The following is a 24,115-nucleotide window of genomic DNA, read 5'->3' as shown; positions in this document are numbered from 1 at the left end:
CCAAAGGCCCGAAGGCCGTAATTTGCAGGGGTCATCCCCGCGCAGGCAGGGATCCATTCTTCACTGACGAGAGTGGATTCCCGCCTGCGCGGGAATGACGTCGTTGACAGATAGGATTGAATAATCCTGACTAGTACGCTCCACTTACCCTAGGAAACGCGGCGAAGGAAGGGGCGCGTGCCGACGGGGATTTCTGCCGTGCCGACCGGCTGATAAAACAGCGCCACCTCGGGCAGACGGTCCTCGATCAGCGCCTGGCGGGTCGGCTCGTGGGTAACCACGAAGGCGGTGAAGCCGCAGCGCCGCATCAGTGGAATCTGGTCCTGCAATACGTCACCAATGGCCCTGATTTCGTTAGCGTACTGGTAACGTTGAGACAGCAGACGTGCGGTTGAATAGCCACGGCCATCGGTGAAGCCGGGGAACTTGATGGCGATTGAGGCAAAGCGCCCGACATCGGCTTCCACGGCCTCGATGCCCTCGCCCGGCGATACCAGCAGACCCAGCGGATGCGGGTTGGCGAGGAAGGCCGCCCTGTTAGCGAGAAACACCGCCAGCGGAACATGGGTGTAGCTGGCCGTGGCCGGATCGCTCGCCTCGGTCCAGTCGTGGAACGGGTCGGCAATGAAGGCACCGTCCTTCCACAGCGTATGGCGGGTCGCGGCAGTCATCGGCGAGGCAATCGCTCCGTTGAAATCGAAATGGATGCCGCACTCTTTCTTGTTGAGGCCGCGCCACCGTCCCGCGCGCGGATCCTCGCCTTCGGCAACGACCGAGGTGCAAGGCGCGCAGCCAATGGACTTGTAGCCCTTAGCGAACAGCGGATGCTCGGGCAAGCCATGCTCGATCTTATACTGGTTGACGTCGGTGTCGGAGAAGTAGGCCAAAGGGTTGACCTTGATGCGGTTGTCGCTGGTCAATTCGAAATGCGGCAGCACCCCGCGTTCCTTGGTCTGGAAACGCTTGCGCCCGGTGACCCAGCCGCCGAATTGCTCGGTGATCGGCTCCAGCGGTTCGGTCTTGCGGATATGGCAGCAGGAATCGGGATCGGTCTCCCACAGGTCTCCCTTGGGATCGAAGCGCTTCACGTCATCGGAACTGGGGTGGATGGCGTGGACATTGATGAGGCCGAGATGCTTCTTGAGCGTCTCGACATAATCGAGCGTCTCGCTGAAATGCTTGCCGGTTTCGAGGAAATAGACCGGCATGGACGGATCGACCTGCGCCACCAGATGCAGCAGCACGGCGGAATCGGCGCCGAAGGAGCTGACGATGGCGAGATCGCCCGGCAACACGTCGCTGACGGCATAGCGAAGCACGCCCAGCGCGTCCATTTCGTCGAACATGCCGTTGAGGGCGAGGATGCCCAGCGCGCGCAGCTTGTCATGCGCGGGCTGAACGGGGGCAAGCTTAGGCAGCGCCATGAGTGGTCTCCGCTTTCATTGGCGCGGCAGCGCCACCTCTCCCTTGGGGGAGAGGTCGAGCCTCTTGGGTCGGGTGAGGAGGCCTTCCCCACGCACCGAGCCGAGAAAAGGCCCCCTCACCCGGCGCTTCGCGCCGACCTCTCCCCCAAAGGGAGAGGTGAAGAACGCTATGCAGCGCCATACAACGCCTCCTTGAAGGGAGCTTCGCCCAGGCGGCGATAGGCCTGGATGAAGGTTTCGTCGGCGCTGGTGCGGCGGGCGATATAGGTGTCGACCAGCGTCTCGATGGCACCAGGCACGCTTTCGGCCTCAAAGCCCGGCCCGATGATCTTGCCCACCGAAGCGTTCTCGGTGGCGTCGCCGCCCAGGGTGATCTGGTAGAGTTCGCCGCCCTTCTTCTCCACGCCGAGAATGCCGATATGGCCGACATGGTGGTGGCCGCAGGCATTGATGCAGCCGGAAATCTTGATCTTGAGATCGCCGATTTCGGCCTGGCGCCTGGGTTCGGCGAATTTGCGCGAGATTTCCTGCGCGATCGGGATCGAGCGGGCATTGGCCAGGGCGCAGAAATCGAGGCCCGGGCAGCAGATCATGTCGGTGATGAGCCCGGTATTGCCTTCGGCCAGATCGGCGGCGACCAAGGCGTCATAGACCGCGCGCAGGTCGGCAATGGCGACATGGGGCAGGACCAAGTTCTGCTCGTGCGTGACGCGCAATTCGTCGAAGGAATAGCGTTCCGCCAAGTCGGCCACGACATCCATCTGGGCATCGGTCGCATCGCCCGGTGCGCCGCCGACCGGCTTGAGCGAAATGGTGACCGAGGCATAACCTGGCTGGCGGTGGGAATTGATATTGTTGTCGAGCCAGCGGCCATAGGCTGGATCGATGATGGACTCATAGGCCACATCGATCTTCGTGGCCGTCTGGACCTTGAAATCCGGCGCCGCGAAATAGGTGGTGATGCGGTCGACTTCCTCGGCCGGCAGGGTCAGCACACCCCCACGCACCTGGGCAAACTCGTTTTCCACCTGGCCCTTGATGGTCTCCAGACCCTCTTCGTGGACCAGGATCTTGATGCGCGCCTTGAACTTGTTGTCGCGGCGACCATAGCGGTTGTAAACGCGCATGATGGATTCGAGATAGGCGAGCAGATGCTCGTTGGGCACGAAGCTGTTGATCAGCTTGGCGACGATGGGGGTGCGCCCCAGCCCGCCACCGACCCAGACCTCCCAGCCGATATCGCCGGCGGCATTGGCCGCGGCCTGCAGGCCGATATCGTGGAAGCGGATGGCCGCCCGATCATTGGGCGAACCGCTCATGCCGATCTTGAACTTGCGCGGCAGATAGCTGAATTCGGGGTGCAGGCTCGACCATTGCCGGATGATCTCGGCCACGGGACGCGGATCGATGATCTCATCGGCGGCGGCACCGGCGAACTGGTCGGTCGTGGTGTTGCGGATGCAATTGCCCGAAGTCTGGATCGAGTGCATCTCCACCGAACCCAGCTCGCGCAGGATTGCCGGCACATCCTTGAGCTTGGGCCAGTTGAACTGGATGTTCTGCCGCGTGGTGAAGTGGCCATAGCCGCGATCATAGGTGCGCGCGATATGGGCCAGCTTGCGCAACTGGCGCGACGACAGCGTGCCATAGGGCACGGCGATGCGCAGCATATAGGCATGCAGTTGCAGATAGAGCCCGTTCATCAGGCGCAGGGGGCGGAACTGGTCTTCCGACAGCTCGCCCGAAATGCGGCGGTTCACCTGGTCGGTGAATTGTGCGGTGCGGCCGGAAACGAAGGCCGCGTCGAATTCGTCATATCGATACATGACCGTCCTCACCCAGAGGCTGGCGCTCATAGACCCGGCCGTTCAAGGTCAGCGGCGCGGTGGGCCCCGCCGCCCTGATGCGTTCGCGGAGGCGCTTGGGCACGATGCCGGTGCCATCATGGGAGACATCCTCGACCTCGACCCCGACAATGCGGCCACTGGCCCTGGTGGCGGCCATCGCCGCATCGCGCGCCTCGGCCTCGTCCTTGGAAAAGAGGCGAGCGGCCTGCAGGTCCTCGACCCAGCGATTGGTGGCATCGAGATAGACCGTGCCGCCCGATATCAGTTCGTTGCCTGTCAGAATTTCCATGTCGTCACGCTACCTTGAAGCCCGACGCGGCCAATTGGACAGCCTCTGCCCAATCACCGGCCGCAACGGCTTCGCCTACGAAAATGATGGCCGGACCGTCGCTGAACGCGATCCTGTTGGCCGCGAGGGCACCCAGCGTACCCGCATAGGTGGATTTGTCGGCCCGGCCGGCATTGACCACGATGCCCACCGGCAGCATGGCCGCCGCACCATGGGCAATGAGCCTTGCCGCCACATCCGACGCGATGGACTTGCCCATATAGAGCGCGAGCGTGAGGCCCGACTGCGCCAGCGCTGCCCAATGGGCGAGGTCGCTATCGTCGGCGCCATGCGCCGTCGCCGTGACGAAGCCGCTGGAGACCTTGCGCAGGGTGACCGGTGTCGCCGTATCAGCCGCCGCCGCCAGGGCGGAGGAAATGCCGGGAACGACCTGGTAGGCGACGCCCGCCTGGCGCAGGGCGGCGATTTCCTCGCCTGCCCGGCCGAACACCATCGGATCGCCGGACTTGAGGCGGGCGACGCGCTTGCCCTGGCGGGCCAGTCGCACGATCAGCGTATTGATCTGCGCCTGCGAAAAGCTGTGATGCCCCTTGGCCTTGCCGACATCGATACGCTCGGCGTCGCGGCGGCCCATGTCGATGACGACGGCGGGCACGAGTTGATCATGCACGATAACATCGGCTTCTTGCAGCAGCCGCTGGGCGCGCAGGGTGAGCAGGTCTTCCGAACCGGGGCCGGCCCCGATCAGCCAGACGACACCCTGGGTCCGGCCATTGGCGTGATGCGCCAGCAGGGCCTCGGCGGCAGTGAGCCCCTGCCCCTTGCTTTCGGCAGCTTCGATTTCGGGCGAGGTCACCAGCGCCTCGTAGAAGCGGCGGCGGGCGGCGCCATCGTGGATCAGGCTCTCGGCCGCCTTGCGCAAGCGTCCGGCGAGGCCAGCGATTTTGCCGATCCGTGGCGACAGCATGGCCTCGATGCGGGCGCGCACCAGGCGAGCCAGCACCGGCGCATCACCCTCGGTGGAAATGGCGACGGTAAGCGGCGCGCGGTCGACGATGGAGGGCGTGTAGAAATCGCATTCGGCCGGCACATCGACCACATTGAGCGGAATGCCGCGAGCCCGCGCCTCGACCTTCGCCAGCTCGGCATCGAGGCCTTCCTCGGCGACGAAGAGCAAGGCGGCATTGTCGAGATCGGACGGGGCAAAGGCCCGCTCGATCACCGCGACGGGAAAGGCGCTGAAGTCAGCTTCGATGTGGCGGGATATAATGACTACTGAAGCAGTCGTCTTAGTGACCAACCGGACCTTGTTGAGGGCTTCTTCTGCACCGCCGAGGACGACGATGCGCTGACCCTGAACTTTGTAGCTCAACGGAAATGTGTTGAGTTGACCCATTGGAACCCTGAATTGAATGGCAGGAAAATAATCCAAACCAGCCCATCGCGGCAAGACATTGAAATTCAATAGCTTTTATATTTCCCTGTGAAGGGCCGCCGTGGAATGCCACCTATGGCTTTGGCGCATAGAAGCTAAATGAATCTGCGCACGGGGGACCGAGAGAAATTTTTGCGCGCCGGGCCCGGTTCGGAAATGCGGCAGTGCCGGGACGGCAGGAAGGAAAGGCATGAAATGATGGCGAAGCACCTGGCGCTTGCAGTGGTCGCGCTGGCCCTGGCCACATCGGGCGTTTCGGCGCTGACACCGTTTCCAAAGCCTGAACCAACGGACGACGTCGCCAATGCCAATGCCCACGCCTTTGCCGGTTCATGGGCCATCCGAAATCCGACCATGACGATGGGCGAACCCGATCACAGTCTCGCCATCTGCAGTTTGCCCATACGCATCGAGGCGACGGGCGACAAAACGATGATCTACTACCAGCCGGGCGAGACCCGGTCCGGAACCATACTGACATTGCGGGCCATCGAAGGTGGCACGCTATGGACACCCGATGACGACAGCGACAGCGACTTCGCCTTCTGGGTCAGCCGGGATGCGTTCTATTTCTACGACGACGTTCCAACCCAGGATGCAGAATGGGGGCACCCCTATATATTCACGCGCTGTGACTAGCCCTGCCGGCTGGGGACATGCACGACGAGGCCATCCAGTTCGTCCTTGACCTTGATCTGGCAGGACAGGCGGCTCTGGGCTTTCACGTCGAAGGCGAAATCGAGCATGTCTTCTTCCATGTTCGACGGGCCGCCGACCGTTTCGGTCCAGGCGTCATCCACATAGACATGGCAGGTGGCGCAGGTGCAGGCGCCGCCGCATTCGGCGACAATGCCGGGAATTCCGTTCATGATGGCGGTTTCCATCACCGTGGCGCCGTTTTCGCCCTCGGTCTCGATGCGTTCGCCGTCCTGCTGGACGAATGTGATCTTGGTCATGGTCTCGGGGATTTGGTTGATTACATCGCATATAGGCGATGGCGGGGGGTTTAGGAAGGCGGGGCTTTCACCTCTCCCTTGGGGGAGAGGTCGACCCTCTTGGGTCGGGTGAGGGGGCCTTCCTCACGCACCGAGCCAGGAAAAGGCCCCCTCACCCGGCGCTACGCGCCGACCTCTCCCCCAAAGGGAGAGGTGAGGAGGACTCCGAGCCCGAGCAAGCCTTCGAGATAATGCCGTTCCACCCCGAACAGCGCCTTGGTCTCGGCAATCTGCCTGAGCACGGCATCGCGGTCTCGCCCTGCCCGTCCATCCTTTTCGGCCACGATCAGGTTGTTCTTGGGCGTATGGGCGTCGGAGACGAATTCGAAGACCTTGACGCGATAGCCGCTGAGTTCGAGCAGCAAGGCGCGAAGAGTATCGGTGACCATTTCGGCCTGGCGCTCGAGGAAGATGCCGTGACGCAGCAGGACGCCAAGTTCGGTCGCCGGCTTGCCGGCTTCCATCTGGCGGCGGATCTGCTTGTGGCAGCAGGGGGCGACGGCAATCAGCGCTGCGCCGGCCTTGATGCCCTGATAGATGGCGTCGTCGGTGGCGGTGTCACAGGCATGGAGCGCGATGACGGCGTCGACGCCAGCGGCGTCATAGTCGAGGATGGTGCCGGGGACGAAGCTGAGGCCGGCAAAGCCCGAAACGGCGGCGGTGGCGTTGCCATCGGCGACCAGCTTGTCGCGCAGCTCGACGCCGATGATTTCGGCGTTGCCGTCGAGGTAGTCGTAGAGGGCGAAATCGAGATAGCCCTTGCCGGCACCCATATCGACGATGCGGGGTTTTTCGGCCTTGATCGCTTGAATCAATGGCGCGAAAATCTCGACCATCTTGTTGATTTGCCTGAACTTGTCCTGCGCGTCATTGCGGACCTGGCCATCCTTGCCGGTGATGCCGAGGGCATGGAGATACGGCTTGTCGGTAACGGTCAGCGGACGGTTCTTGGCGCGATCATGCCCGGTCGACGGCGCGGCGCGACCGGCAATTTCGTTGCGCTTGAGGCGCACCTTGTCGCCATTGCGCTCGTAGGTGAGATCGAATTCGGTGGTGGCGAGGCGGGCGCTGCGGAATTCGTCGCGCAGGGCGGCGCGCAACAGGCCTAGCGCCTCGGGCTGGATGTGGTTCTTGATGATGTCGCGCGTCTTGTAGTGGAAGGTGAAGCTGAACTTCTCGGTCCCCTTGGCGACGATTTTCTTGACGTCGATAGTCTTGAGGTCGGGCTCGGCGCCGTGATAACCGCCCAGCTTGAGCCCGACCAGCGTATTGCCGGCAAAGGCCGACTTCACCGTGCCCAGGAACTCCTCGATGCGCTCGGTGCTCAATGCCGTTCCTTCGTGGTGAGGAAGGCGATTTTTGGAAAATCCTGCTTGGCGCGATCGGCCCACCAGGCGTTCTGCGCCAGGAACACCGGCGCGCCGGTGCGGTCCTCGGCGATATTCATCTTCTGGGCAGCGATAAAGCGGTCGAGCTCCCTGGGATCGTCGCTCTCGATCCAGCGGGCGACTTCGTAGTTGAGGCTCTCGAAGGTGATCGGTACGCCATATTCCTTGGCGACGCGGCTGGACAGCACTTCGAGCTGGAGCTGGCCGACCACGCCCACGATCCAGTCGGCGCCGACGACGCGGCGGAACACCTGCGTCACGCCCTCCTCGGCGAGGTCGCTGAGGGCCTTGGCCATCTGCTTGGTCTTCATATGATCGGTGAGGCGGACGCGGCGGATAATTTCCGGGGCGAAGTTCGGAATGCCTGTGACGTTGATCGTGGCGCCTTCGGTCAGCGTATCGCCGACCGACAGGGTGCCGTGATTGGGGATGCCGACGATGTCGCCGGCCACCGCCTGCTCGGCCAGTTCCCGGTCATTGCCGAAGAAGAACATGGGGTTGGAAACCGCCATGTCCTTGCCGGAGCGGACATTCTTGAGGCGCATGCCGCGGGTGAAGGTGCCGGAACACAGGCGCACGAAGGCGATGCGGTCGCGGTGATTGGCGTCCATATTCGCCTGCACCTTGAACACGAAGCCGGTGACCTTCTTTTCGCTCGGGGCGATGGGGGCCGGAATGGCCGGCTGCGGGCGCGGTTCGGGCCCCCACTCGCCCAGGGTGCGCAGCAATTCGGCAACGCCGATGCCCTTGAGGGCAGAGCCGAAGAGCACCGGGCTCAGATGGCCGGCATGGAAGGTGTCGAGATCGAATGGGGGCAGCATGGCCGTGGCCATTTCGAGAGTTTCCAGCGCCACCATGAAAACCGGATCGTCGACCAGCTTTTCGTTGTCGAGCAAGTCCTCGATAGCGTCATATTCGGCCATCGGCCTGCCCTGGGGCGAGAGGACCCGCTTTTCCAGCAGGTCGAGATAGCCATGGAAATCCACGCCCTGCCCGATAGGCCAGAGGACCGGGGTGAGATCGAGCGCCAGCTTGCCCTGGATTTCGTCGATCAGGTCGAGCGGGCTAAGGCCTTCGCGGTCCACCTTGTTGATGAAGGTGATGATGGGAATGTCGCGCAGGCGGCAGACTTCGAAGAGCTTGAGCGTCTGGCTCTCGATGCCCTTGGCGGCATCGATGACCATGATGGCCGCGTCGACGGCCGTCAGCGTGCGATAGGTGTCTTCGGAGAAGTCGGAGTGGCCGGGGGTATCGAGCAGGTTGAGGGTCAGTCCGTCATATTCGAAGGTCATCACCGACGAGGTGATGGAAATGCCGCGCTGCTGCTCCATCTCCATCCAGTCCGACCGGGTCGAGCGGACACCGGCCTTGCCGCGCACGGCACCGGCCGACTGAATGGCGCCGGCGGCGGCCAGCAGCCGTTCGGTGAGCGTCGTCTTGCCGGCGTCCGGGTGCGAAATGATCGCAAAGGTACGGCGGGTGCGGAACGGCTCGGCAGTGGACCGGGGCGCGGCCTCGGCGGCAGATGATAAGGTCATGGGAACGTGTCGGGTCATGGGCCGCGGCAAGGGGCGGCGCGTCAGCTATTGGCCGCTGTATAGGGGCAGACAAGTGGAGGGTCAAATGACGGTTGGCGTTGCCCGCTGCAATTGGCGACCCATCGCGCGACCAGGCCGCCACACGATGGAAAACTTAACAAGAGATTTCTCCCAACTTGACTGCCAAACACAAGACCGAATAACTGCAGCCATTGGGGGGGAGCCAATGCCCAGCTCTGTGTTCGCGTGTCGCGCTCAAATATTCGCGCCGATAGCCGTCGCTGTCGTGCTTGCCGGGACCATTCCGGCCTGGGCGCAGACCTGGGACGGCAGCGACAGCACAGACATGTCGGATGGCAACAACTGGGTCGGCGGCGTTGCGCCCGCGCCCGGCGCCAATATCGTCATCACCGGGCCGGCAGTGCAAATGCCGACCATCGACGGCGATACCGTCACCGCCAATATTCTCTATGTCGGGCATGACGCCATCGATGGCGGCGCGACGCTCGACCTGATCAATGGCGCGAGCCTGACCACGGCGTCGGCATCCGTCGGCGAGGCCGGCAACAACAATGCCGGCAACCTGCTGGAAGAAGACGGGGGCCTCGTCGCCCTGTCCGGCGCCTCGGACTGGAGCACGGACTGGCTGAATATCGGTGCCTATGGCGACGGCTCCGTATTCGTGACAGATGGCAGCACACTCACGGCGGCAACCTCGCTTCAGCTGGGCACGCATTACAATGCGACCACGCTGAACCAGGGCATGGGCACACTGGAAATTTTCGGCGCTGGCTCAAAGGTGACCAGCCAGGGAGTCACTGTTGTCGGCGCTTCCGGCAATGGCGGCATTTCGGTGTCCGACGAAGCGTCGCTGGTGACCGGCGCGACGACACTCGGGCAGAACTTCGAGGCCTACGGCGTTCTCGACATTGCCGGCGAAGGCAGCCGCTGGGATGTCACGTCGGGCACGACCGTTATCGGCGGCGATGGCCTGGGCGGCGTGCTCATTTCCGACGGCGCCACCGCCTCGACTGTGGCCTTGGGCGGCGCCGGACGCATCAATATCGGCCAGGGCTACGACGGCCAGGGCGTGCTGTTCGTGACCGGGACCGGCAGCCAGATCGATGCCGGCCAGATATGGGCCGGCATGAGCGGGCTGGGCGGCGTGCAGGTCGATGACGGCGGCGTGGTCAATGCCACCCACCTGCTGCTCGGCACGACGACCGATGGCCTGGGCCTTGCTACCATCAATGGCGCCGGCAGCCTGCTCGACGCCAGCACTTATGCGATGATTGGCTATCTGGGCTACGGCCAGGCCGTGGTCAGCAATGGCGGCACCCTGCGCGGGACAGTACGCATTGCCTACGGCGCAGGCAGCTTCGGCGTGCTGACGGTAGGCGGCGCGTCAACGCCGGAGGCGCCGGGCACCATCGACGCCCCGAGCATCACCTTCGGCGACGGCGACGGCCTGCTGGGCTTCAACCACACCGGCGCCGATCTCGATTTTGCGCCCGACCTTGTCGGCGACGGCGGCCTGTTCCAACTCGCCGGAACCACCATCCTGTCAGGCGACGGTTCCCTGTTCACGGGCGAAACGGTCGTCCAGGGCGGCACGCTGCGGGTCATGCAGACGCTGGGCGGCACGGTCGACGTTTTTGGCGGCGGCATGCTCGGAGGCAGTGGCACGGTCGGCACGACGGTCGTCGATGCACTGGGCAGCATAGCGCCGGATGGCCTACTGTCGGTAGACGGCGACCTGACCTTCGAGAATGGTTCCTTCTATCTGGTCGATGCGGTGCCGGGCGCGCATGATTCCATCGCCGCCACCGGAACGGTGACGCTCAATGGCGGCACCGTGCAGCACCAGGCGGCGGCCGACACATTCGACTGGCAGGAATCGGTCCGCATCCTGAGCAGCGAAACGGGCCTGAGCGGCACCTTCGCCGATGTCACCAGCGCGCTGGCCTTCCTGGACCCCACGCTCGACTATGACACCCCCAACGAGGTGTGGCTGACCCTGTCGCGCAACGATGTCGCCTTCGAGGATGTGGGCAGCACGGGCAACCAGGGCCAGGTAGGCCAGGCCCTGTCCGGCCTGCCGGGCAGCAACCCGCTGGTCCAGGCCATGCTGGGGCTGACGCCCGACCAGGCGCGCGATGCGCTGAACCAGCTTGCCGGCGACACGCATGGCACGCTGCAGGACGCCAATATGGCGCTGGCCCAGCAGGTGCAGAATTTCGCGGCCGCCCGGGTGCGCCAGACCTTCGCCGCCGTGAGCCAGGCCAACCCCGTTTCGGCCTATGCCGGCCAGGGTGTCGTCGAGGCGGACGATCGCTTGCCGGTCGGGGTCTGGCTGCAGGGGTTGGGCGACTATGTGCGCGTCGAGCCCAATGGCGGCGCGGGCGGGCTGACCGCGGGCGCCGGCGGCGTGCTGGGCGGTGCCGACGTGCTGCTGCCGAGCAATTGGCGCCTGGGCGTACTGGCCGGCTATACTGGATCGGGCTTTGCCGCCATCGACCGGCCGGCCACCGGCACCGCGCAGAACCTGCATGCCGGCATCTACGCCAGCGCGGCGCTCGATGCCATCAGGCTGCAGGGCAATGCCATGCTGACCTGGCATGGCCTGAGCACGCGGCGCGATGTGAGCTTCGGCGGGCTGACCGACACGCTGACGGCCAGCTATGGCGCCCGGACCGCGCAGGTGTTCGGCGAAGCCGGCTATGTGTTCGACATGGGTTCGTTCGAACTCGAGCCCTTCGGCTCGCTAAGCTATGCGCTGACCCATACGGACGCCTTCGCCGAAACCGGTGGGCCGGCAGCGCTGAGCAGCGCCGCAGCGAGCAACAATTCCACCACGACGCTGCTCGGCGCCCGCATGGCGGCGCCCTTTGCGGTGAATGACATGCTGGTTGCCGCGCGCGGCATGCTGGGCTGGCAACACCAGAACGGCACGGCGCCCTCGTCGCAGATGGCCCTGGCCGGCAGCGGCCCCTTCACGGTGAGCGGCGCCAGCTTTGCAGGCGATGCGCTGGCCTATGAGGCCGGGCTCAACATCGACGTGAATGCGGGCCTCAATATCGACGTGGTCTATGGCGGCCAGGTCTCCGCCGGAGATTTCACCCAGAGCATCAAGGGCATCGTGGGCGGGCGCTTCTAGGCCGGCTCGTTGCTCAGCATGCGGTCGATGAAGGTGCGGACTTCCTCGATGGCCATGCCCAGATCGGCAATGCGCTCGGTGGTCAGCGGCCGGCCGGCCTGCATTTCGACTTCGGCGGCCTTGGCCAGGTCGGCGATGGTCCAGGCGCCGACACCGCCGGCCGCACCCTTGATGGAATGAAGGTTGATCGCCAGGTCATCATAGCTGGCGGCCAGTTCGAGGCGGCCGAAATAGGTTTTGACCGTGGTATCGAACAGGCGAAGGATCTCGTATTCGAGATGTTCGTCGCCCAGGCACTGCTTGGCCAGATGGACCAGATCGATGGGCCGCATCGGCCGGACATGGACACCCTGGTCGAGCTTTTCGACTGCTGCTGATCGCTGCGCCATCCTGGCGGCTCCCTGACTGGTGCGGCGACGCGCCCGCGGAAACGGACAATGCCACACCCCAGCAGCCTAGAACGGGCGAATGAACAGGGGATTAAGCCACATCTTCGCCTTTGTTTGGCGGTTGTGATGACCCGGTTTCATCCCCAGAAAATTAACCTTTGGGTAAGAAACCGTTCGGTTTGGTTCAAATTGAATGTATTAATGGGCTTTGAACCAGCGCGCGGCGGCGACGGTTGGGGGACGATGCGGGGCATTTGCATCGAATTGCTTCCTTTTGACGATGCGACCGGAAACGGCTGCGGAGTCATGACAACTCCCGTGGTCCGCCTTGTTGCTGTGAAGCCGACGCGAGAGTTGTAAAGAGTATGGCGAAGAATCCGACACCCCAAAACGATCCGGCCGCGCTGGCCTTTTCGGCCGTCGAAGACGCTCTCAAGGACTCGGTATTCAGCCTCGATAGCCCTGCCCAGCAGCCTGCGGACAAGAAGCCGGCGGACAGCGCACGCTCCGAGCGTCTGCGCGCCGCCGACAAGATTGCCCAGCAGGCCGGCAGCGTCGCCAACGACGACCGCTTCCCCACATCGAAAATCCTCTACAACCTGCAGAACCGCTCCTCGTCGACCCCCACCTGGATCGCGCTGGTCCTGTCCATCGTCTGGCTGGCGGTCGCCGGAACCGTCGCCTGGCTGCGCTATGGCCCGCAACTGGCCAATTTCGGCCAGTTCGTCGGCACCATCGATTTCATCGGCGTGCTGGCCATCATGATCCTGCCGGTGCTCGGCTTCTTCGCCGTGGCCACCCTGTTCCGCCGCGCGCAGGACCTGCGCAACGCCGCCTCCTCGATCACCCAGGCCGCCATTCGCCTGGCCGAGCCCGAAGTCACCGCCGCCGACAAGGTCGCCTCGGTGGGCCAGGCGGTGCGCCGCGAGGTCAACGCGCTGGGCGATGGGCTCGAACGCGCGCTGAGCCGGGCCGGCGAGCTCGAAGTGATGATCCACAACGAGGTCACCGCGCTCGAACGCACCTATTCGGACAATGAATCGCGCATGCGCGCGCTGATCGCCGAACTGGCCAGCCAGCGCGAAAGCGTGCTGACCAATACCGAGCGGGTGCGCGAAGCCATCACCGAAAGCCATACCGGCCTGGTCTTCGACCTCGACATGATCAGCCAGCGCATCGCCGGCACCATCGTCGAAAGCGGCGGCAACCTGACCCGCGCCCTCGAAACCGCCGGCAATACGCTGACCAACTCCTTCGGCGAACGCACCGACAGCTTCGTGTCGCTGGTCGATAACCGCACCACCGACTTCATTACCTCGCTCGACAACAGCGCCAACCGCCTGTCGCTGACCTTCGAGGACCAGACCGGCGCCATGGCCCGCTCGCTCGACGAGCGCGCCGCCGAGCTCAATGCCGGCGTCGAAAGCCGCATCGCCTCGCTGACCGGGGCGCTCGATGCCCATTCGGCCTCCATTGCCGACGCCATCGACTCGCGGACCCAGCAGATCGAGCAGCGGACGGCCACGCTGACCGGCTCGTTCGAGGAGCGTACGCAGACCATTGCCGGGCTGATCGAAGCCCGCACGGGCGAACTGGCTTCGGCCCTCGACGACCGCACGCTGACCCTGTCCACCCTGCTGACCGACGGCGGCGCCTCGCTGCTCGAACAGTTGCGCGAACGCGGCCATGAGGTGACCGGCGGGCTGGACATGATCGGCCAGCGCATTGCCGAGGATATCTCCTCCCGCTCGCGCGAAGCCGAAGTGCTGCTCAACGCGCTGACCCGCCAGCTCGATGAATCGGTATCCATCCAGCTCAACGCCATGGACAGCCGCCTGCAATCGGCGGTCATCGAGATCAACGGCGCGCTGGACGACACGTCCGAGCGCGCCCGCATCACCCTGGCCACCGCCGGGCAGGATTCGCTCAGCCAGTTCGACGTTCGCCTCAACGAAATCGCCGCCATCCTCGATACGCGCCTGCATACGCTGGACAATGTCATCGGCGACAAGGGCGACAGCCTCATTGCCCGGCTCGAGGAGCAGGGCACCAGCTTTGCCGCCCGCGCCAATGTGCTGGAACTGGCGCTCAACGAGGAATCGGGGCGCTTCGATGACGCGGTGGCCGAACGCACCCGCGAACTGGGCGAAGTGCTCGGCGCGCGCACCAAGGCCATCACCGAAAGCCTGACCAACCGCACCCGCGAAATCTCGGATTCGCTGGAAGGCCATGCCGGGATCATCGCCGAGGCCCTCGACGGCCGCACCAGGGCCGTGGACGAGCTGCTCGCCGCCCGCACCACCGAAATGAGCGAAGCCATCCGCGCCCGCAGCGAAGAACTGGGCGAGACGCTGACCGGCAGCACCAGCGCCTTCGACCAGGCGATTGCCGGCCGCACCCAGCGCCTGGCCGACACGCTGACCGAAAAGACCACCGCCCTGTCGCTCGAACTCGACAGCCGCACCGGCACGCTGGCCAGCCAGCTCGACGACCGCACCACCGCGCTGGTGGCCCAGATCGGGGAGCGCACCACCACGCTGACCGGGGAACTCGACAGCCGCGCCGACGAGTTGCGCAGCGCGCTCGACGGCGGCACCCAGCAACTGGCGCAAGCTGTCGGCACCCGCACCCAGCAGCTCTCCGAAGCCCTGGGCAGCCGCACCCAGGCGCTCAGCGATACCCTGGCGACCCACACCGCCTCGATCGGGGAAACCATCGGCCTGCGCACGTCCGAGCTGGCCGACACCATCGCCCAGCAGGGCGAGGAAGCCCGCGCCAAGATCGACGGCTCGCTGCGCACCGCCACCGACGCCATGGGCGAGCGCGTAACCACCATGTCGTCGCTGATCACCGACAAGGTGGCCGAACTCAACAGCAATCTCGGCACCGGCCTCGACAGTGCCATCGCGCGCATTTCCGACGCCGAGCACGGCGTCGCTGCCCGCATCGATGCGGCCAGCGCCACGGTCAGCGAAAGCGCCCGCCAGGCCGCCGACCTCATCGAGACCGGCGTCACCTCGGCGCGCCAGGCCATCAGCGACATGGTCGACCAGCGCCTGGGCACCCTGCCCGAGGCGATCACCGCCCGCGCCGACATCACCGCCGAGCGCCTGGCCGCGCTCAACGCCTCGATCAACACGTCGATCACCCAGTCCATGGCCGATCTCGAAGCCGGCGCCGACCGCATCGAGGAGACCATCGCCACCCGCATCACCGCGGCAACGCAGAATATTTCGACCGACATCAGCAACACCGCCAACCGGATGGACAGCGCCGTGCGCACCGCACTGGAGCAAATCCGCGTCGCTGCCGGCGATATCGACCAGTTGCTGACGGTCAAGGCCGTGGGCGCGGTCGACACGATCGAAACCCGCCTCAGCGACATCAACCGCTCGGTGGAACACCATACCAGCGCCTTTGCCGCATTGGTCAGCGAGAAATCCGAGCAGTTGCAGGGGGCGCTCAACAGCCACGGCAACCTGCTGCGCGACGCGCTGGGCGACAATGCCCGCGAAGCCGAGGCCATCATGGCGGTCTCGACCTCGCGCATCCTCACCGACGTCACCGCGGCTCTGGGCAAGCTCAACGATTCCAACCTGCTGCTGCAGCGCGTGCTGGATGCCTCCACGGCCAACCTGGCGAACCTGGAAACCAGCGTCGCCCAACAGACCTCGACCTATTCGACCACGGTGCGCGAGGCCATCGGCCAGACCGAACAGGCCGGCGCCATGGTCAGCCAGCATGTCTCGGCCCTCCAGACCACCATTCGCGGCATGGTCGACGAGTTCTCGACCGTGCTGGGGCGGCTCGATTCGGAAGCGGCCAACATGTCCCAGGCCTCCAATGCGCTGGCCCTGACCAGCGACGAGGCCCTGCAGACGCTCGAAGACCGCCGCACCGCCATGGACTCGCTGGCCCAGAGCTTCGCCTCGCGCGCCGACGATATCGACGGTCGCATGCGGCTCTTTGCGCAGTCGATCGCGGATACGGTCAACGACACGGAACGCCGCCTGATCGGCGCCCGCCGCGCCATGGACGAAGCGCTGACCGCCACGACCGGCAGCATTGCCGAGACCATCAAGTCCTCCACCGACAGCGTCACTGACGCGCTTTATGCGACCAATGAGCGCTTCACCACGACCCTGTCGACCAATGCCAGCCAGGTCGACAGCGCCGTGCAGCGCGCCGCCGACGCCGCCGCCGCGGCGCTCAGCCAGACCGCATCCTCGGTCCGGATGGCGCTCAACGACCAGACCGCGCAGGTCAACAACGCGCTCGAAGACAATGCTAACAAGGTCAGCGACGTGCTGGCCGCCACGGCCAGCAATGTCACCGATGTTCTCACCACCACCACCAGCACGCTGGCCGACACCATCAGCGACAGCTCGGTATCGGTGCGCAATGCCATTGCGTCCAATGCCGGCCAGCTGCGCAACGCCATCGACCAGACCACCGGCACCTTCCGCCAGGCGCTGGACGAAACCTCCGGCGAAGTCACCAGCCGCCTGGGCGAATTCCGCGGCGCCGCCGATGCCGAAGGTCGCCGCGCCAATGCGGCCCTGCAACAGGCGCAGCAGATGATGGTGGGCGAGATGCAGCGCGCCATCGAGGAAGCCACGCTGCGCTTCAACGACACCGCCCGCGCCATGCGCGAGACGGCCCGCGAAGTGGGGACCGAACTCGAAGCCACCCGCGCCGAGCTGGCGCGCGGCGTCAACGAACTGCCCGAGGAAACCCGCGCCAGCGCCGCCGCCATGCGCCGGGTCGTGGCCGAACAGATCGAGGCGCTGAGCGAGCTCAACGCCATCGTACGCAGCCAGCCAGCCACGCATGACCTCAACGACCGCCGCCCGTCGCGCCCTGTCCCGCGCGCCGAAACCCGCCAGGAGCCCCCGGCCTATCAGGCGCCGCGCGACACCTATCGCGAGGAACCGGCCCGTCAGACCACGACGCTGATCGACCCGATCCGCACCGCCGAGCCGGCCCGCCACGCCGAACCTTTACGCCAGCCCGAGCCGCAGCCCGAAGTCGAACCGGCCGAAGCGCCGGCAGCCACCGACAATGGCGGCTGGCTGCGCGACGTGCTGCGCAATGCCACGGCCAAGCAGCAGGGCACGCAGCCCCAGCAGGTCGGCCTTTCCGGCCTGACCGACGAAATCGCCCGCTCCATCGACGATGGCGCGCTGGCCGATGCCTGGGCCCGCTACCAGGCCGGCGAATCCAACGTGTTCTCCCGCCGGATCTACACGCTCAGCGGCCAGGGCACCTATGACGAAGTGCGCAAGAAGCTGCAGCGCGAACCTGAATTCGCCCGCACCGCGCAGGCATATATGAGCGAATTCGAGCAGCTGCTGAAGCGCGCCGCCGCCGGCGCCCACCCGGCCGCCGAAACGCGCGAATACCTGCTGAGCGACCGCGGCAAGGTCTATACGACCCTGGCCCATGCCAGCGGGCGGCTGAACTGAGGCCCGGCAGGGAATTGCAGCGGCCCCAGGGAAACCGGGGCCGTTTTGTTTGGGGGCACAATGCCACGCCCTCGTGGTTCGAGGGTCGCTACGCTCCCGCCTCACCATGAGGGCTACTGATACGCCGGACCAAGAGTAGCCCTCATGGTGAGGTGCGAGCCCTTCGCGAGCCTCGAACCACGAGGGCTACTTCGACCTGCCGCGCGTCAGTCGCGCGATACAGACAGCCCCGCGAGCAGCGGACCATAGGCGGCGAGCCTGCGGGATACGAACTCCGTGAAGAGCCGCACGCGCTTCGTCTTGCGTGTCTCCCCCTGCGTGAGAAGCCAGAGCGTTCCATGGGCTGGCAGGTCGGTGCCCGGAACCCTCACCAGCAGAGGGTCGGCATCACCGACGAAGCACGGCAGTTTCGTCATCCCGATCCCTTGCTGCGCCGCTGCGATCTGCGTCTCGGCATCCGGGGTTCTGAAGGGAACGCCCGTGGTGTGAACATCTCCCTCGCGCGCCCAGCCCGGAATTCCATGACTGTCAATGACGATCCACCGGATGGGATCAGGCGCGCCCGCACGCCACGCGGCCAGTCGATGGCGAGACATATAGATGCCGCTGAGCAGTTCCGGTCCCTTCAGGCCGTGAAGATTGAGCGGCAGGGTCTTGCGGTCGGCAACAATGCGGATTGCAACGTCGGCCTCTCGATTGGTCAGATTTGCCAATTCGCCGGACGACAGGATTTCCATCTCGATATCCGGATGCAGCCGGGCGAAATCGGCGAGATCCGGCATGAGCAGGTGTGTGGCGAGGAACGGCGGAAGCGTCACCCGCAAAAGCCCCCGCGCGCCCTGGTCCCGCCCGAAGATTCGCGCCTCCAGCAAATGCGACGACGCCTCCATCTGCTCCGCGAACTCGAGAACCTCCTCGCCCGCAGTCGTCAGACGGTAGCCTGAAGGCAGTTTCTCGAACATATGCGCCCCAAGACGCTCCTCGAGCTGCGCGATGCGTCGCAGCACGGTCGCGTGATTCACCTTGAGGCGCCCGGCGGCGGCCCGCACCGAGCCTCCCCGCGCGACGGCAAGAAAGTAGCGGACGTCATCCCAGTCGATCATGGTGCAATCCCGCACCGCGCGGTGCGCCTCCCAAGCCCGTATCTAGCATATCGAGCAGCAGTATGGGTGGCCATCGGCGAGCACCAATCGTCCGGCCGGATCGATTTCGCACCACCGATATGCGCGCTTCCGCACTCAACGCCCAGCTTCGCCGGACCCATGTTGAGGCGGCTGGACAGCACAACGGATAACCCGGAGAAGCATTATGAGCTACGCGATTATAGGATTCGGCAGGATAGGCCAGGCGCTTGCGCAAGCCTTTGCCCGCAAAAACATGAACGTGACCGTCGCCAGCCGGCGGCCGGCCGAGGCACTGGCGCCGCAGGCTCGGGCGATTGGCCCGACAGTCGTCGCCAGATCGCTGCAGGAGGCACTCGAAGCCGACACAATCATCCTGGCGATCCCGTTCGGGGAACATGGCCAAGTTGCGAAGGCCCTGCCGAGCTGGCAAGGCAAGACGGTCATCGACGCGACAAACGCGCTGGTTTCCCTGGAGGACCTGGAAGGCCTGCCGTCCTCCGCCTTCCTCGCCAGGGCGTTCACCGGCGCCAGGCTCGTCAAGGGGTTCAATCACCTGATCGCAGCCATCCTGGCCGCCGATCCGGTCGTCGATGGCGGCCACCGCGTGGTCTTCCTGTCGAGCGACGACGAGGCCGCGATCGCCCCCGTGGCGGATTTGGCCAGGCAACTGGGCTTCGCACCAGTCGACCTGGGAAAGCTCGACGAGGGTGGCGCGCTGGTACATGCGCGCGACCGCGTCTGGGGCAAGCTCATCTTCCAGGATGTGTTCAAGAAGGAGCAGTAATCGATCCGCGACCGGTGATCGACGCCGAGAACCGGTCGCGCCTACTGCCTGCGACCACGATCAGATATCGGCGTCCCTGTGGCGGGAGATGGGCCGGTATCGCACCCGAACTGTCGATGCGGTGTCGCTGTTCTCGGCGAGCGGCGTGAGGCGGATCGGGGTGCCATCCGGCTTGCTGTAAAGCCGGATGCCGTCACCGAGCAGAACGGGCGCGATGTGCAGGTCGATCTCGTCGATGAGCCCGAGTCCGAGAAGCTGGGCGCCGATATTCGGGGAGAACACCATGATGTCCTTGCCAGCCGCGGCGGCAAGCGCCAGTTGCACCACCTCGGCGGGTTCGCGATGCAGGAACGTCACATTCTCAGCGGGCTCAGCATCTTCGGGATGGTGCGTGAGAACGAAGATCGGACCGCGCCATGCCCCACCCCAGGGACTATGGCCCCCTGGAGAGTCCCAGCCGTCGCGTCCTGCGATGATCGCGCCGGTTCGTTCGATATATCCCCGGATCACCCCCGGCTCCGCGCGATATCCACCGGTCCACATCCAGCCCATGTCATGGTTGGGCCCTGCGACAAACCCATCCAGCGACATCATGAAGCTCCACAGCACTCTGCCGTGCCGTTCGTCACTCTGCCCGATAGCCATGCCAGTTTCCTACCAATGGTAATCTGCGACTGGCTGCACCATACGCCAACCACCCGCTGGAGTCTTACCCCACCAGCGACTTTGGCGGGCGGAGCCGCAGGGACAGCAGTACGCAGCCGACGGCCAGCAGCGAGGTGACCGTGGAGTAGAAGAAGGCATAGGCCCCGAAAAACTCCACCAGCACGCCGAAGATGACCAGCGCCAGCATGGCCATGGCCATGTTGAGCATGTTGGCGAAACCCTGCGCCTCGGCGGCATTGGCCTCGTTGGTCCAGTTGGCGATGAAGTGCACGACCCCGAAATAGCCCATGCCGAAGCTGAAAGCGTGCAGGAGCTGGGTGAAGAACAGCACTTCCGCCGGCGGATTGAAAGCCATGATGGTGAAGCGCACGAAGCCCGCCACCGCCGCCACCAGGATCATGTTGCGCGCCGTGACCCGCCCGCCGAAGCGCCGCCAGGCGAACATCAGGATGGCCTCGCCCACCGCCGCAATGCCTAGCAGCGGCCCGAGGAAATAGCTCGGAATTCCGTTTTCGTGCCACAGCAGCGCGCCGAAGCTGCCGATCACCGAATTGCTCGAATTGACCAGCGCAAACGCCAGCAGCGGCAGCACGAACCAAGGTTGCAGGGAATCCCTGAGCCGGCTGGGCTGGGCGACCAGCGCCGGATCGCTGTTGGCCAGCGTCGGCTGGGGCGCGGGCGCGCGGAAGCGCGGCAGCAGGAAGGCGAGCGCGGCCCGCACCACCACCGTCGCCACATAGAGGGCGACAAAGGCACCCGACCCCAGCACATTGAGAAAGAGGCCAAGCCCGCCGGCCGCGAAGACATAGCCCACGGTGGCCCAGGCCCGGACCGTGCCGAAATCGGTGCCGTTGCGGCGCGTCATCCGCACGGTGGCCGCGTCGATGACCGGGGCGACCAGGCCGTTGGAGGTGGCGCAGAGCGCCCAGATCAGCAATATGCCCCAGAATTCGGAGACGAAGAACAGCGGCAGCGGCGCCAATGCCGAGGCGAGCGAGATGACGATCAGCGCCGTGCGCCAGTCATCGGCCTTGTCGGCAATGCGGCCCACAAGGATGTTGAGCAGCAGCAGGCACAAAGTGGGCAGCGCATTGATGATGCCGATCTGGTCGGCGGGAATACCGTGTTCGCTGAGCCAGATGCCCAGGAAGACCGAAGCCACGCCACCGGGGATATAGACGGTGAACTGAAACACGGACGCGCGCAGCTCGGGACTGGCCGGGCGCGAAAATGCCGAAAGCATGGAAATGAACTCCGGGCAAATCAGCGCCCGGAACCCTTGGTGCCTCGCATTGCCCGGCAAGGCAAGGGGTGTTGTTGCCGCTTTACTGTTATCCGGCGGGCGCCCCCTCACCCGGCCTTCGGCCGACCTCTCCAGGGAGAGGTGAGGGGCGGCTTACCCGGCGGCTCGACGCAGGCGGAACCTGCGGGGTTCACCGGCGACCATTTCGGTCCATTTGACCAGCTCGAAGGCGCCGTCGGCATTTTCGACGATGGCGGTGCAGCTTTCCACCCAGTCACCGGTATTGATGTAGTGGATGCCCAACCGATCGTGCATGTCGGCGAAGTGGATATGGCCGCAGATGACGCCGTCGACGCCGGACTCTTTCGCCTCATGCACCAGCGCTTCCTCGAAGCGGCCGATCACGGAGACGGCGTTCTTGACCTTCTGCTTGGCCCAGGCGCTCAGCGACCAGTATTGCAGGCCCAGCCGGCGCCGCACCCAGTTGATGGCGATGTTGACGCGCAGGGCGGCGTTGTAGGCCCAGTCGCCGACATGGGCGAGCCACTTGGCGTTCATCACCACCACATCGAACTGATCGCCGTGGATGACGAGGTAGGTTTTGCCCGAGGCCGAGGTGTGGACGGTGCGGTCGACGAATTCGACCTCACCGAAATAGGTGCCCAGATATTCGCGCAGGAACTCGTCGTGATTGCCCGGCAGGTAGACGACACGGGTGCCGGCATTGGCCTTGTCGAGCAGGATCTGCACCAGCACGTTGTATTCGGCCGGCCAATGCCAGGACTTGGCCAGACGCCAGCCATCGAGGATATCGCCGACGAGATAGATGGTCTCGGCATCATGGGCGCGCAGGAATTCGATGAGCTGTCCGACCCGGATCGGCTTCATGCCCAGATGGACGTCCGAAATGAACATCGCCCGGACCTGTCGGACTTCGCGATCATCCGTCATCAAGCAACGACTCCTGCCTCGTGGGGGCGCACTTTATCTGGCGATGGATGCGGAGGGAACCGCTGCTGGCGAGAAGGTGGGGAAAGCGGGGGCAGAGCTTACTCAGCTATCTTACCTATATCCACCACCACTGAGCGTCACCCTCGGGCTTGACCCGAGGGCTCTTCACTTGCAGAGCGTCCGGTAAGTACAGAGCCCTCGGGTCAAGCCCGAGGGTGACGATCGAGTTTTGGGCGGACTCAGCGAATTCGTGCCTTGAGCTGCACGATCCGCTCGTAGCTTTCCTCGATCCGTGCGGCGAAGGCCGGGTCGGCCTGGGCTTCGGCGAGCAGGATGTCGAGGATTTCCTGGCCCAGGCTGGCGCGGTATCTGGCCGTGTTGGAGAACAGCAGCACGTCCATGCCGGCGCGGACAGCCTCGGTGACGGTCTGTTCCAGGGTGAAATGGTCGCGGATGGCGCCCATTTCGAGATCGTCGCTGATGACCACGCCATCATAGCCCAACTCACCGCGCAGCACGCCGTCTATCCATTGCGGGGAGAGCGACGCGGGGGTCTTGGCGCCGGCATCGGAATAATCGGCGTGATAGAGATGGCCGACCATGACCATGTCGACCAGGCCATCGGCGATCAGCGCGCGATAGGGATCGAGTTCGGCCGGCTGCCAGGTCTGGGTGATATCCACGAACCCTTCATGGCTGTCGGCGGTGGATGAGCCATGCCCGGGAAAATGCTTGAGTGCCGTAAGAAGGCCCGCCTGGTGATGGGCCGCGATGAAGGCCGCGTCATAGCGGGCGACGACCGCCGGATCGACGCTGAAGGCGCGGCCATATTTGGCAATGATCTGGTTGTCGGGATTGATATTGACGTCGGCCACCGGCCCGAAATTGACGGTGAAACCGTATTGCGCGATGGACGCGGCCATTTCGGCATAGATCGCCTCGGCCTGCTCGGGAGAGTTCTCGGCAGCAATGGTGGCGGCGTTGGGGATTTCCTTGAAGCCGACATCCCTGGTCAGCCGCTCGACCGCGCCGCCCTCCTGATCGAGCGTGAGGAACGGCGGCAGGTCTGGGGACGCCGCGCGGAAGGCGGCATTCATTTCGGCCACGGCGTCGAGGCTCTTGACGTTGAGCTTGAGCAGCATGACGCCACCAAGCCGGCCGGCCGCCAGGTCGTCGCGCAGCCCGGCCACGGCGGCATCGTCCACATCGTCGCCCTGGAAGCCGACCACAATCATCTGCCCCGCCATCTGCTCCAGCGTCGCGCCATGGGCGGTAACGGGCAGGAACAGCAGCGCCAGGGCGGCAATGAGGCAGGCATGACGGGTCACGGGATGGTCCAGGCAGGAATCACTGGTCCGACGATGACCGGCAAATCCGGCCGAAACAATGGCTGGGCGCACAAGTTCATTGTCCCATCACC

17 protein-coding genes are annotated in these 24,115 nt (G+C 64.9%); 4 read left to right on the top strand and 13 right to left on the bottom strand.

Going from position 1 to position 24,115, the window contains the following annotated elements:
• Positions 1-149: 149 nt before the first annotated feature.
• The 4 genes from ASD80_RS18490 to cysG form a co-directional block, all read right to left on the bottom strand.
• Positions 150-1,424, bottom strand: a complete 1,275-nt coding sequence (locus ASD80_RS18490; RefSeq protein WP_082555181.1) for a phosphoadenylyl-sulfate reductase — start codon at positions 1,422-1,424, stop codon at positions 150-152.
• 167 nt (positions 1,425-1,591) lie between these two features.
• Positions 1,592-3,250: a nitrite/sulfite reductase gene (locus tag ASD80_RS09670; protein WP_056232060.1), complete on the bottom strand. Its 1,659-nt coding sequence runs from the start codon at positions 3,248-3,250 to the stop codon at positions 1,592-1,594.
• A complete protein-coding gene (locus ASD80_RS09665) occupies positions 3,237-3,560 on the bottom strand; it encodes a DUF2849 domain-containing protein (RefSeq protein ID WP_056232057.1) in 324 nt (107 codons plus the stop codon). Before ASD80_RS09665 ends, ASD80_RS09670 begins: the two co-directional genes overlap by 14 nt.
• Positions 3,561-3,564: 4 nt before the next feature.
• Complete coding sequence (gene cysG, locus ASD80_RS09660; protein ID WP_056232054.1) at positions 3,565-4,956, bottom strand: siroheme synthase CysG; 1,392 nt, start codon at positions 4,954-4,956, stop codon at positions 3,565-3,567.
• A 138-nt stretch (positions 4,957-5,094) separates the two neighbouring features.
• On the opposite strand from cysG, the gene ASD80_RS09655 reads away from it, so the two are divergent.
• Entirely contained in the window at positions 5,095-5,634 is a 540-nt protein-coding gene (locus tag ASD80_RS09655; RefSeq protein ID WP_162247342.1) for a hypothetical protein, read from the top strand.
• Here ASD80_RS09655 and ASD80_RS09650 read toward each other — a convergent pair.
• From ASD80_RS09650 to ASD80_RS09640, 3 genes are all read right to left on the bottom strand, one after another.
• Positions 5,631-5,951 carry a 2Fe-2S iron-sulfur cluster-binding protein gene (locus ASD80_RS09650; protein ID WP_056232048.1) on the bottom strand — a complete coding sequence of 107 codons (321 nt, stop codon included), beginning with the start codon at positions 5,949-5,951 and terminating at the stop codon, positions 5,631-5,633. The two genes, ASD80_RS09655 and ASD80_RS09650, sit on opposite strands and share 4 nt — an antisense overlap.
• 161 nt (positions 5,952-6,112) lie before the next feature.
• Entirely contained in the window at positions 6,113-7,318 is a 1,206-nt protein-coding gene (locus ASD80_RS09645; RefSeq protein ID WP_056232041.1) for a class I SAM-dependent methyltransferase, read from the bottom strand.
• On the bottom strand, positions 7,315-8,916 hold the full coding sequence (locus ASD80_RS09640; protein ID WP_056232038.1) for a peptide chain release factor 3: 1,602 nt from the start codon (positions 8,914-8,916) through the stop codon (positions 7,315-7,317). Before ASD80_RS09640 ends, ASD80_RS09645 begins: the two co-directional genes overlap by 4 nt.
• A gap of 226 nt (positions 8,917-9,142) precedes the next feature.
• On the opposite strand from ASD80_RS09640, the gene ASD80_RS09635 reads away from it, so the two are divergent.
• Positions 9,143-12,073 carry an autotransporter domain-containing protein gene (locus ASD80_RS09635; RefSeq protein ID WP_162247341.1) on the top strand — a complete coding sequence of 977 codons (2,931 nt, stop codon included), beginning with the start codon at positions 9,143-9,145 and terminating at the stop codon, positions 12,071-12,073.
• Here the strand turns inward: ASD80_RS09635 and ASD80_RS09630 are convergent.
• Positions 12,070-12,462: an Hpt domain-containing protein gene (locus tag ASD80_RS09630; protein WP_082555179.1), complete on the bottom strand. Its 393-nt coding sequence runs from the start codon at positions 12,460-12,462 to the stop codon at positions 12,070-12,072. The genes ASD80_RS09635 and ASD80_RS09630 overlap by 4 nt on opposite strands.
• Positions 12,463-12,827: 365 nt before the next feature.
• Between ASD80_RS09630 and ASD80_RS09625 the strand changes: the two genes are divergently transcribed.
• Entirely contained in the window at positions 12,828-17,927 is a 5,100-nt protein-coding gene (locus ASD80_RS09625) for an apolipoprotein A1/A4/E domain-containing protein (RefSeq protein WP_056232029.1), read from the top strand.
• A gap of 206 nt (positions 17,928-18,133) precedes the next feature.
• Here ASD80_RS09625 and ASD80_RS09620 read toward each other — a convergent pair whose 3' ends face one another.
• Positions 18,134-19,030: a LysR family transcriptional regulator gene (locus tag ASD80_RS09620; protein WP_056232027.1), complete on the bottom strand. Its 897-nt coding sequence runs from the start codon at positions 19,028-19,030 to the stop codon at positions 18,134-18,136.
• Between the two features lie 187 nt (positions 19,031-19,217).
• On the opposite strand from ASD80_RS09620, the gene ASD80_RS09615 reads away from it, so the two are divergent.
• The gene (locus ASD80_RS09615) at positions 19,218-19,835 is read left to right on the top strand and encodes an NADPH-dependent F420 reductase (protein ID WP_413813373.1); all 618 of its coding nucleotides are present in this window, start codon (positions 19,218-19,220) and stop codon (positions 19,833-19,835) included.
• A 60-nt stretch (positions 19,836-19,895) separates the two neighbouring features.
• On the opposite strand, the gene ASD80_RS09610 is transcribed toward ASD80_RS09615, so the two are convergent.
• From ASD80_RS09610 to ASD80_RS09595, 4 genes are all read right to left on the bottom strand, one after another.
• Positions 19,896-20,480 carry a dihydrofolate reductase family protein gene (locus tag ASD80_RS09610; protein WP_056232020.1) on the bottom strand — a complete coding sequence of 195 codons (585 nt, stop codon included), beginning with the start codon at positions 20,478-20,480 and terminating at the stop codon, positions 19,896-19,898.
• 64 nt (positions 20,481-20,544) lie between these two features.
• Positions 20,545-21,744, bottom strand: coding sequence for an MFS transporter (locus ASD80_RS09605; RefSeq protein WP_056232017.1), 1,200 nt, complete (start codon positions 21,742-21,744; stop codon positions 20,545-20,547).
• A 153-nt stretch (positions 21,745-21,897) separates the two neighbouring features.
• The gene (locus ASD80_RS09600) at positions 21,898-22,695 is read right to left on the bottom strand and encodes a UDP-2,3-diacylglucosamine diphosphatase (RefSeq protein ID WP_056232015.1); all 798 of its coding nucleotides are present in this window, start codon (positions 22,693-22,695) and stop codon (positions 21,898-21,900) included.
• A gap of 239 nt (positions 22,696-22,934) precedes the next feature.
• Entirely contained in the window at positions 22,935-24,023 is a 1,089-nt protein-coding gene (locus tag ASD80_RS09595; protein ID WP_056232012.1) for a glycoside hydrolase family 3 N-terminal domain-containing protein, read from the bottom strand.
• Between the last annotated feature and the right edge of the window lie 92 nt (positions 24,024-24,115).

The sequence above is a fragment of the Devosia sp. Root635 genome, assembly GCF_001427605.1.
GTDB lineage: Bacteria > Pseudomonadota > Alphaproteobacteria > Rhizobiales > Devosiaceae > Devosia.
The sequence above is the reverse complement of the archived record's forward strand: the minus strand, read 5'-3'. Positions and strand labels throughout refer to the sequence as shown.